The 10,393-nt window shown below is 63.4% G+C and carries 9 protein-coding genes; 6 read left to right on the top strand and 3 right to left on the bottom strand.

Features of this window, described 5'->3' with window-relative positions:
• A partial coding sequence (locus ACTS2Z_RS05475; RefSeq protein ID WP_442572216.1) for a hypothetical protein occupies window positions 1–786 on the top strand: 786 nt, incomplete at its 5' end.
• Window positions 787–1,098: 312 nt separating this feature from the next.
• Here the strand turns inward: ACTS2Z_RS05475 and ACTS2Z_RS05470 are convergent.
• Together ACTS2Z_RS05470 and ACTS2Z_RS05465 are read right to left on the bottom strand one after the other, a co-directional pair.
• On the bottom strand, window positions 1,099–2,940 hold the full coding sequence (locus ACTS2Z_RS05470) for a DUF885 domain-containing protein (protein ID WP_442572215.1): 1,842 nt from the start codon (window positions 2,938–2,940) through the stop codon (window positions 1,099–1,101).
• Window positions 2,941–2,964: 24 nt separating this feature from the next.
• Complete coding sequence (locus ACTS2Z_RS05465) at window positions 2,965–3,807, bottom strand: enoyl-CoA hydratase-related protein (protein ID WP_442572214.1); 843 nt, start codon at window positions 3,805–3,807, stop codon at window positions 2,965–2,967.
• 126 nt (window positions 3,808–3,933) lie between these two features.
• Between ACTS2Z_RS05465 and ACTS2Z_RS05460 the strand changes: the two genes are divergently transcribed.
• Window positions 3,934–5,541 (top strand): carboxyl transferase domain-containing protein, encoded by a 1,608-nt coding sequence (locus tag ACTS2Z_RS05460; protein ID WP_442572213.1) that lies wholly within the window; start codon window positions 3,934–3,936, stop codon window positions 5,539–5,541.
• Window positions 5,542–5,657: 116 nt separating this feature from the next.
• Here the strand turns inward: ACTS2Z_RS05460 and ACTS2Z_RS05455 are convergent, their stop codons facing one another.
• Entirely contained in the window at window positions 5,658–6,314 is a 657-nt protein-coding gene (locus ACTS2Z_RS05455; protein ID WP_442572212.1) for a TetR/AcrR family transcriptional regulator, read from the bottom strand.
• 125 nt (window positions 6,315–6,439) lie between these two features.
• Between ACTS2Z_RS05455 and ACTS2Z_RS05450 the strand changes: the two genes are divergently transcribed.
• The 4 genes from ACTS2Z_RS05450 to hisD form a co-directional block, all read left to right on the top strand.
• Entirely contained in the window at window positions 6,440–7,216 is a 777-nt protein-coding gene (locus tag ACTS2Z_RS05450; RefSeq protein ID WP_442572211.1) for an SDR family NAD(P)-dependent oxidoreductase, read from the top strand.
• A gap of 756 nt (window positions 7,217–7,972) precedes the next feature.
• On the top strand, window positions 7,973–8,278 hold the full coding sequence (locus ACTS2Z_RS05445) for a YerC/YecD family TrpR-related protein (RefSeq protein ID WP_442572210.1): 306 nt from the start codon (window positions 7,973–7,975) through the stop codon (window positions 8,276–8,278).
• On the top strand, window positions 8,275–9,159 hold the full coding sequence (gene hisG / locus ACTS2Z_RS05440; RefSeq protein ID WP_442572209.1) for an ATP phosphoribosyltransferase: 885 nt from the start codon (window positions 8,275–8,277) through the stop codon (window positions 9,157–9,159). Before ACTS2Z_RS05445 ends, hisG begins: the two co-directional genes overlap by 4 nt.
• Window positions 9,159–10,393, top strand: a 1,235-nt coding sequence (gene hisD / locus ACTS2Z_RS05435; RefSeq protein ID WP_442572208.1) for a histidinol dehydrogenase, incomplete at its 3' end; no start/stop codon positions are given. The genes hisG and hisD, both read left to right, overlap by 1 nt.

Raw genomic sequence — 10,393 nt, 5'->3', positions numbered from 1 at the left:
CTTGGTTACCCTCATTCTTTGCGCTATTATCGATGTATATCGGTGTTCCCACACAAGGGGTTGAAGGCTGTTTCTGGTGTTAGCTCTACCGAAAAGATTGAAGATGGTGCCTCTCCTACGAAGGAGCAAGCATTTAAACTTGCCCGTGCAATAAATCGTAATCTAAGCCTCATATATAAAAATGGGGTTAGCTCTGAAGAAAAGCTGCGCGCAATTATGTATGCTACAGCGGGCAGCTCCCTTGAAGGCGGGTGGAGAAACCAAATTGGCAAAGAGGGTGAGCGCGTTATAAAGACGCTTCTACTTCAACATCTTCGTGCCAAAGGCGAATTAACAACCCTTGCGTATGTCGGCGGCAGAGTTCTCAAAAAGTCTCAAATAACTGAGTCTGTTATCGAGGTCGATGGTGGCGAATTTGCGTCAGCGGTAATGGTGAATGGTTCCTCGCTCAAGTTTGCCAGCGAGCCAGACATAACTATACTAGATAATAAGGGAGAAATAAAAGCGGGAGTCGAAATTAAGGCAGGTCTTGACCCAGCTGGTGCGCTTGAGCGGTTGGGCGCAATGTTAAAATCGTTCGATGCATTGCTTTACTCTGAGTCAACTGCAGAGACAGTGCTAATCGTTTCCTGTCTAACCGATGAGGTCCAACGTCGAATTTTAGCGGCAAAATCTGTTACTCGAACCATGATGTTGACTGACATAACGAGTGATAAGAAAGGCGAACAGCAACGCTTCTACACTATCATGCGGGCATACCTAGGGCTCGCCAAAAGCACTAGGTAATCGCCAATTGATTTAGTTGACCGAAAGCACAGCCTAGGTCTCCCGGGACTGACCAGCGCACCTCTCCGCAATGGCACGCGCCATGGATCACGAGGTCTTTCCTTTCATCATTCGTCGTTCCAGAGGCCCGAAGGGCTCAGAGGAATGGGGAAGATCTTGTCTCCCCCCGCTTGCGGGGGGAGTGCCGCGCAGCGGCGAGGGGGGCTTTCCCCCCTCCGTCTCGCTGGCGCTCGACACCTCCCCCGTAAACGGGGGAGGAAATCGAGGCCGGTGATGATCCGTCTCCCGCCCGGAAGGATCAGGCGAAGACCCTTACCCCGCCTGCACCTCGGCGATCCATGCATCGATCAGCTCTTCGAGCACTTCGAGCGGCACCGCCCCGTCACGCAGGAGCACTTCGTGGAACATGCGGATGTCGAAATCCTCGCCCAGCTCTGTCTCGGCCCGCTCGCGCAGCTCGAGGATTTTCAGCATGCCGATCATGTAGGCGGTGGCCTGGCCCGGCATGACGATATAGCGCTCGATGGCGTTGGTGGCGTCACCTTCGGAGTTCGGCGTGTTCTCGATCAGGTACTGGATCGCCTCTTCGCGTGACCATTCATGATAGTGCAGGCCAGTATCGACCACGAGGCGCGCGGCCCGCCACAGCTCCATGGCGAGGCGGCCGAAGTTGGAATACGGGTCTTCATAGAAGCCCATTTCAAGCGGCAGATACTCGGTATAGAGCCCCCAGCCCTCGCTATAGGCGGTGAAGCCGCCGAACCGGCGGAAGGAGGGAATGCCTTCCAGGTCCGTCATGATGGCCAGCTGCATGTGGTGGCCGGGAATGCCCTCGTGATAGGCCAGCGCCTCCATCTGGTAGATGGGCATGTCACGCATGTCGCGCAGATTGGCGTAGTAGATGCCGGGGCGGGAGCCATCGGCGGCCGGGCGCGAGTAGAAGGCCTTGTCGGCGGACGCCTCGCGGAAGGGCTCCACGCGGCGCACGTCCAGCTCGTGCTCGGGCAGGGTGATGAAGTATTCGGGCAGGCGCGCATTCATCCGCTCGATGACGGCTGTCGCCTCGGCGAGATACGCCTCGCGGCCTTCATCGGTGTTCTCGTAGTAGAATTGCGGGTCTTCGCGCATGAAGACGAAGAAGTCCTGCAAGCTGCCCTCAAAGCCGACTTCGGCCATGATGGCTTCCATCTCGCCATGGATGCGCGCGACATTGGCAAGGCCCAGATCGTGGATTTCCTGCGCGGTGAGGTCCGTCGTGGTGAAATTGGCCAGGCGCGCATTGTAATACGCTTCGCCCTCGGGCAGGCGCCACACGCCATCGCCGGGCGCTGCTGCCTCGCGCTGGCTTTCCATCACCGCAATCAGGCGCTCATAGGGTTCGACCCAGCTCAGCAGCGCTTCGCGCCCCTCGGCCAGCAGGCGCTCGCGGTCGTCCTCGCTGATATCGATCTGGCTGATATTGCGCTCATAGCTTTCCCAGACGACGTTGGTGCCTTCGCCCTCAAAGGGCGCGGCGGAGATCACGTTGCGCGCGGTCTCGATGACGTGGCCATACATCCAGTCTGGCGGCTGGATACCCATTTCAAAGCGGGCCTCGGCCTCGTCGATGAGAGTGTTCATCACCGTGTCCACGCTGGCGGCACGGCTGACCCAGGCTTCAGCCGTTTCCAGCGAGTTGATGCGGTGGATGGTGGTCAGGAAGACCGGCACCGAGCTGTGCATGCCGCCCATCTGGTTGAAGACATAGCCGTGGCGGCTATAGGGATTGCCGCGTGCCTCGTTCTCCTGGCGGTATTCAAACAGGCGCCAGCTGAGCTGGGTGGAGGCATCGAGCGCGTCAAAGTCGAAATTCTCGCGCATATAGGCGAGACGCGCCTGGCCGATCTCGTAGCTCTCTTCGGCAAATTCATTGCTGAAATCGCCCCACTGTCCGTAATCGGCATCAATGATTCCGCGATAGGCCTTCATCAGCGGATTGCGGTCGAGGTCTTCCTGCTCGATCTGTTCAAACCAGGCGTTCAGGCGCGCGCTTTCGCTTTGCTCTGCCTCCTGCTGGATCGCGAAGCTGGCGGGGGCGGTCAGTGCTGCCGGTGCAGCGAGGAGAAGGGCGGTCGTGGCTGCGCCGGCAAGGCGGCGGCGGAAATGACGGTTCATGAAGGATTCCCCGAATGATTGATCTTATGTGGTGCGGCCCAGACGTTTCACGGGCGCGAGCGGTGTGAACTTGCCGTCGCGCTTTTCTGACCGGGCTGCCATCGCCTCGACGATATCATGCGGATTCCAGATGGAAGCCTGCAGTGTCATCACATGTTCGAGACTGTCCGCGACGGAGTGATCGCGCGAATAGAGGTGGGATTTCTTGATTCCCGAAACGGTGAGGGGCGGGCGGCTGGCAATGCGGGCTGCCACGGCGTCCACATGGGCTTTCAGCGCTTCGGCGTCAGGCAGGACCGCGTTGACAAGGCCAAGCTGTGCGGCGCGCTCTGCCTCCAGCGTGTCGCCGGTATAGGCCAGCTCCAGCGCGACGCCGGACGGGATCAGGCGGGGCAGGCGCTGCAGCGTACCGACATCGGCCATCATGCCGATATTGGTCTCCTCGATGCGCATCCAGGCATCCTTCGTGGCAAAGCGCAGATCGCACGCCGTCACCATGTCGACGCCGCCGCCGACACAAGGCCCTTGCATGGCGGCAATGACGGGAAAGCGCGCGCGCTCGAACGCCGTGAACGCGTCCTGCAGGGAGAGCGCGGCGTTCATGAAGGCTTCGCGCATGGCCGCCGTGTCGGTTTTCATGGCGGCAGGGTCGGTAAAGACGGAAATGTCCATGCCGGCTGTGAAGACCGGGCCTTGCGCGTCCAGAATCAGTACCCGCGTCTCCCCGGCATCAGACAGCGCGTTCACCGCTTCGGGCAATTCACGCCAGAAGGCCGGAATCATGGTGTTGCGCTTGTCCGGGCGGTTCAGCGTCAGGCGGGCAATCGGCCCGTCCGACTGCACGGCAAAGCTGGTCCAGCGTGTCATGACCTGTCCTTTCGCTAAGGCGGCGCGCGCCCCTGCAGGTGGACCGGATTGACGCAAAGGCGTTGCCTTGCACCGCACCGGCGGGATAAGTGGCACCCAACTAAAGCCGATTTCAGCGAAAGTGCCATGACCCAGCTTCACTCCAGGCTCGATACCTCGTCGGAAAGTTTCAAGGCCAACAAGGCGCGCATGGATGCGCTGGTGGCCGAGTTGCAGGCGCGCACCGCCGAAGCAGCGCTGGGCGGGCCGGAGCGGGCACGCGAAAAGCACCTGTCGCGCGGCAAGCTCCTGCCGCGTGAGCGTGTGGAACGCCTGCTCGATCCGGGCACGCCGTTTCTGGAAATCGGCGCCCTCGCAGCCAATGGCATGTATGAGGGCGATGTTCACGGCGCGGGCATGATTGCCGGTATTGGCCGGGTGGCGGGCCGCGAAGTGATGATCGTGTGCAATGACGCCACCGTGAAGGGCGGCACCTATTATCCGCTGACGGTGAAGAAGCATCTGCGCGCGCAAGAGATCGCCCGCGAGAATCGCCTCCCGTGCGTCTACCTTGTGGACTCTGGCGGTGCGAACCTGCCTTTCCAGGCCGATGTATTCCCTGACCGCGAGCATTTCGGCCGCATCTTCTTCAATCAGGCCAATCTGTCCTCCGAAGGCATTGCGCAGATCGCCGTGGTGATGGGTTCGTGCACGGCGGGCGGTGCCTATGTGCCGGCGATGAGCGATGAGACGATCATCGTGCGCAAGCAGGGCACGATCTTCCTGGGCGGTCCGCCTCTGGTGAAGGCGGCCACCGGCGAGGTGATCTCGGCAGAGGATCTGGGCGGGGCCGATGTCCATGCCCGCCGCTCCGGCGTGGTCGATCATTATGCGGCCAATGATGATCATGCGCTGGAAACCGCGCGCCGCATCGTGGGCGGCCTCAACACCGTCAAGCGCGTGGAGATGGATATTGCCGAGCCGGAGGAGCCGGCCATTGATCCCGATACGCTCAATGGCGTCATCCCGTCAGACGTGCGCACGCCCTATGATGTGCGCGAGGTGATTGCGCGTATCGTGGACGGCTCGCGCTTTGACGAGTTCAAGGCGCTCTATGGCGAGACCCTTGTCTGTGGTTTTGCCCGCGTGCACGGCATGCCGGTCGGCATCATCGCCAATAACGGGGTGATATTCTCCGAAAGTGCGCTGAAAGGCGCACACTTCATCGAGCTGTGCTGCCAGCGCGGCATTCCGCTCCTCTTCCTGCAGAACATTACCGGCTTCATGGTGGGGTCGAAATACGAGGCGGGCGGCATCGCCAAGGACGGCGCCAAGCTCGTCACCGCAGTCTCGTGCGCGCGTGTGCCGAAGATCACCATCATCATTGGCGGCTCCTATGGCGCGGGCAATTACGGCATGTGCGGGCGCGCCTATGGCCCGCGCTTCCTCTTCATGTGGCCCAATGCGCGCATTTCGGTGATGGGCGGCGAACAGGCCGCGAGCGTGCTCGCCACGGTAAAGCGCGACGGGATGGAAGCGCGCGGCGAAGACTGGAGCGCGGAAGAGGAAGCTGCCTTCAAGGCGCCGATCCGCGACAAGTACGAGGAAGAGGGCTCGCCCTACTACTCCACCGCAAGGCTGTGGGATGATGGCGTGATTGCGCCTGCCCAGACCCGCGATGTCATCGCGCTCTCGCTCTCGGCCTGTCTCAATGCCCCCATCGAGAAGACCCGCTTCGGCGTGTTCCGGATGTAAGGCTTACCCCGTCGTCGTTCCCGCGCAGGCGGGAACCCAGAGGCACGTTCACGGCCTGAGCCTTTTGGGCTCTGGATTCCCGCCTGCGCGGGAATGACGAGAAATGGAGCTGCCCCTCACTCCCCAAGGCGCAAGGCGTGGGCGGCCCAGTCCAGCGCCTCGGCCTTGAACGCGGCGTCATCGCACGCAGCAATCGCGGAAACTGTCTGATAGGGATCGGTGCGGGCCGTGATCATGGCGCCCAGCTGGTCGATCACGAAACGGGCGGCAAAATCGGGGTCGGGGTGCCCGATCTCCTCACGGCGCGCCAGGATAAGGCCGAGCAGGGCCAGATTGCCCTCGCGCTTGATCTCGGCCATGTGCGCCTTCAGCTCGGCATCATTGGCCATCAGGAGCGCGGCGGCGTGTTTCGACACATTGCCTGTCGCCGAGGCGTGCAGGCGCAGATCGATATAGCCTTCGAGAAGGTCACGCACGCGCGCACCCTGCCAGCGGGCCGGATCGGCGGCCTGGCGGTTGAGATCGGAGAGGGCGTCAGTAACGCGTTGAAACACCGCGTAGCACAGCGCCTTCTTGTCCTTGAAATGGTGATAGACCGCACCGACAGAGACACCTGCGCGCTCGGCAATCCGGGTGATGGAGGCGCCCTCCGCGCCCTGTTCCACGATCAGCGCCTCTGCCGCATCCAGCAGGGCCGACTGGGTCTGCTCGCTGCGCGATTGCTGGCTGTCGCGCCGCCAGTGCAGGTCAGATATCCAGCGGTTCGTCGTCATTGGCGCTTTCGAGGAAGGGACGGGCTTCGTCACCGGCATTTCGTCTGAGGCTTATTGACGGGAAACACAATCTCCGTCAAAACATAATCCGAATTCGGTTTCAAAATTGATCAGGAGAGCGCCTCATGGCCACGGCATTGATTACGGGTGCATCGAGCGGCATCGGCGCGGAGCTGGCGCGTATTCATGCCGGAAACAAGGGCGATCTGGTGCTGGTTGCCCGCCGCCGCGACCGGCTGGACGCCCTGAAAGCAGAGCTGGAAAGCGCACACGGCGTGAAGGTGCTGGTGTTGGCCGAGGACCTGACCGACAGCGCAGCGGCGGAGCGTATCCACACGGCGGTGACGCAGGCCGGTATCGAGATCGACTATCTGATCAACAATGCCGGCTTCGGGGGGCGGGGCCTGTTCCATGAAATGGACTGGCAGCAGATCCACGCCATGATCCAGGTCAATGCCGCTGCGCTGGCCGCGCTCACCCATGCCTTCCTGCCCGGCTTCGTCGCGCGCAATAGCGGACGTATCCTGAATGTCACGTCCACGGCTTCGGAAATGCCCGGGCCCTTGCAGGCGGTCTATTTTGCGACGAAGGCGTTTGCCGCCTACCTCTCCAACGCCCTGATGGAGGAGCTGCGCGATACGGCTATTACCGTGACCAATTTCATGCCGGCCGCCACCGATACCGAATTTGCTGCCGTCGCCGACATGGACCGCACGGCCCTTTTCAACCGTGCGGCGAGCGCCCGGTCTGTCGCGCAGGAAGGATATGCGGCCATGCTGGAGGGGCGCATGGACGCCTATGGCGGCATGAACCCGCGCCGGCGCATCTTGCAAATGCTCGCCAAGGTGATGCCCAAGCGCGCCCTGATGCGCTCGGTGCGGCGCATGCAGGAGGTCAGCTAGCGCCGTGCGCGAAGGGTGAGGGGAGCGGTGTGTGGCGCGCGCCTCTGCCCACGTTCTCCCGCCATCCCGCCAGCGATCCACGCCTGCCATTCGCGGTGCCGCTCCACCTCCTCCGCACGCCAGTTTCCAGCGGTCCCGGCCCCTGCCTGGCACCGTGAAAACGGGGAAGCCGGGACCCGGCCTCCACAGGCGTCTCCCGCACCTCCCGCGCTTCACGCCTCTTACACGCGCATCGCTCTCCCTCATCCCGCGCCGCCTGCTCGTGCCCGAACGTACTAATGTGCTAACACAATGTGCTGGCAGCACCTGAGGAGCCGGAGGTGCGGCTGCTGCTTGCCGGAGCGTGCTTTACCGACCGGTCAGGATTTAGCCGCCCGCACCTTCGACGTTCGCACCTCGCTTTATCGCCAGCTCCAGCGGTCCCGGGCCGCCGCCTGCCCCTGTGAAAACCGGGAGGCCGGGCCCCAGCCTCCACAGACGTCTCAGGCAATCCCCGCCATTCCCGGCTCCGGCTTTCAATCCCGCAATCGCCAACTTCCCTCTATCCCGCCATTACCCGCTCCACCCACCGCTCCGCCACTTACCACCATACCGCCATCCCCCCATCTCCCGTCCGTCTCGCCACCGCTCCCCCACACCCCTCGGCTCTACTGCACGCGCCCCATTGTATTATCGCGCTAATACGATATATGGCTGACACAATGAGGACGCGGCCATGGCCGCAAGCGGGCCGGACGCGGCTGCGGGAAGGTGGCGATGATACTGGACAGGACCACAAAAGAACGTGATTTCAAGGCTTTGTGCGAAGCTCTTTTGAGCGCGCGTGATGCGGACGAGATGGCGCGCTTCCTTACAGACCTGACGACGCCAGGCGAGCGCGAGGCGCTGGCCGAGCGCTGGCGGGTCGCGCAATTGCTTGAAGCGGGCAAGTCCTATCGCGAGATCAGCGCCGAGACGGGCGTCTCGACCACCACCGTCACGCGGGTTGCCCGCTTCCTCGCGCAGGAGCCCCACCAGGGTTACCGCCTCATACTTGACCGTCTGAAAGGAACTGCACGATGAGCGCTGGCCGCCTTACCCTTGCCATGCAGAAGAAGGGCCGGCTTGCCGAGGGCGGGTTCGACCTCCTGAAGCAGTCGGGCGTGAAGCTCGCCTATGCGCGCGACGAGCTGATGCGCCGGGCGGAGAACCTGCCGCTCGATGTCATGCTGATCCGCGATGACGATATTCCCAGCTTCGTTGCTTCCGGCGCGTGCGGGTGCGGGATTGTCGGCGAGAACGTGCTGGCCGAGGCCGCCAGCCGGTCGGCGCGCGTCGCGGGGCTGGAGATCGTCCAGCGCCTCGGCTTTGCGCGTTGCACGCTGAAACTCGCCGCCCCGGTCAATGGCCCGGTGCAGAATGTTGCAGACCTTGAGGGCCGCGCGATCGCCACGTCCTATCCGGCGCTGACGGCGAAGTTCCTGAAAGACCGCGGCATATCGGCGGAGATCGTGGAGATGGGCGGCTCTGTCGAGGTTGCCCCGCGCATGAACATTGCCGATGCGATTTGCGATCTTGTCTCCACCGGCGCGACGCTGGAAGCCAACGGGCTTGCCGCCTTCGAGACGGTGCTGGAGAGCGAGGCCGTGCTCATCGCCAACCCGGCGGCGCTCAACGGGGCGGCTGCGACGCTGGACCTTCTGGTGGAGCGCTTCCGCGGCGTGATTGCCTCGCGCCAGACCAAATACATCCTCCTCAATGCGCCGAAGGACAGGCTGGACGAGATCCGCGCCGTGCTGCCGGGCGCCGATGCGCCGACCGTGGCGCCGGTGGTGGGCCGCGATGACGTGGTCGCCATACACGCGGTCTGCACCGAGGAGGTGTTCTGGTCGACGCTGGAGAAGCTGAAAGCCGCAGGCGGGCGCTCCATCCTGGTCCTGCCGATTGAAAAGATGATGGCGTAATGGCGAAGCCTGTGAACCGACTGACCCGGCATGTCTGGAGCGATCTGGACGAGGCGAAACGCGCGGCGCTCATGGCGCGCCCCAGCGACACCTCCGACGCGATGGAGATTGCTGCCGGCATTCTCGCCGACATACGCGCCGAAGGGGCGGAGGCCGTGCGCCGCCACGCTCTGCGCCTTGATGGCTATGCGCCGGAGGATTTCCGTGTCCCCGCCCATGAACTGAAAGCTGCCGCCGATGCGCTGGCCGCCGGGGATGCGACCGCGATCCTGGCCGCTGCCGACGCTGTGCGCCGCTATCACGCGCAGCAGGGCTATTCGTCCTATGCGCTGCAGACCTGGCCCGGTGGCACCGCGCAGCGGCGCGTCACGCCGCTTGGCGTGGCCGGGCTCTACGTGCCGGCGGGCACTGCGCCTCTGGTCTCAACCCTCGTCATGCTGGCCGTCCCGGCAAAGATCGCCGGCGTGAACCGCATTGCAGTCCTCACCCCGCCGGTTGGCGGCGCCGGGCCTGACCCCACCATTCTGGGCGCGGCGCACCTGCTTGGCCTTGATGAGGTGTATGCGATTGGCGGAGCGCACGGCATCGGCGCGCTGGGCTATGGCGTGGGCGGCCTGCCGCGCGCTGACCGCATTTTCGGCCCCGGCAATGCCTATGTCGCTGCTGCCAAGGCGCTGATCGCGCAAAGCCCGGGCGGCGCGGCGATGGACCTGCCAGCGGGTCCCTCCGAGGTGATTGTCATCGCCGACGACAACGCTGATCCCGATTTCGTCGCGCTGGACCTGCTGGCCCAGGCCGAGCACGACACCATGGCGCAGGTCGTGCTTATCGCCTATTCCGACGCCTTCATCGACCGGGTGGAGGCTGCGCTGGAAGACCGCCTTCAGGCTCTGCCGCGCCGGGATATCGCAGCTGCGGCGCTCGCCAGCTCCAAGGCGTTCCGTGTACGGAGCGATGACGAGGCGGTGGCGGCGGCGGACGCCTCTGCGGGCGAGCACCTCATCATCCAGACAGCCAATGCCGAAGCGCTCGGCGCCCGGATTGCCAATGCGGGGTCGATATTCATCGGGCCCTGGACGCCCGAGGCCGCTGGCGACTATGCCGCCGGTCCGAACCACGCCTTGCCGACCGCCGGAGCCGCGAGGGCCTATGGCGGGGTGAGTGTGGAGATGTTCCAGAAGACCACCAGCATCCTGAAATTCGACGCAGGCGGCGCGCGCGCCATCGCCCCCGT

It is taken from the genome of Glycocaulis sp. (genome assembly GCF_052168375.1).
In the GTDB taxonomy this organism is placed as follows: domain Bacteria; phylum Pseudomonadota; class Alphaproteobacteria; order Caulobacterales; family Maricaulaceae; genus Glycocaulis.
Note: the sequence above shows the minus strand (reverse complement) of the source record. Positions and strands in the feature narration are given on the sequence as shown.

Bases quoted from the DNA above. Each gene is read 5' to 3' on its own strand.
- ACTS2Z_RS05470 (WP_442572215.1), bottom strand. From the start codon at position 2,940: ATGAACCGTCATTTCCGCCGCCGCCTTGCCGGCGCAGCCACGACCGCC.
- ACTS2Z_RS05455 (WP_442572212.1), bottom strand. From the start codon at position 6,314: ATGACGACGAACCGCTGGATATCTGACCTGCACTGGCGGCGCGACAGC.
- hisG (WP_442572209.1), top strand. From the start codon at position 8,275: ATGAGCGCTGGCCGCCTTACCCTTGCCATGCAGAAGAAGGGCCGGCTT.
- ACTS2Z_RS05450 (WP_442572211.1), top strand. From the start codon at position 6,440: ATGGCCACGGCATTGATTACGGGTGCATCGAGCGGCATCGGCGCGGAG.
- ACTS2Z_RS05465 (WP_442572214.1), bottom strand. From the start codon at position 3,807: ATGACACGCTGGACCAGCTTTGCCGTGCAGTCGGACGGGCCGATTGCC.
- ACTS2Z_RS05460 (WP_442572213.1), top strand. From the start codon at position 3,934: ATGACCCAGCTTCACTCCAGGCTCGATACCTCGTCGGAAAGTTTCAAG.
- ACTS2Z_RS05445 (WP_442572210.1), top strand. From the start codon at position 7,973: ATGATACTGGACAGGACCACAAAAGAACGTGATTTCAAGGCTTTGTGC.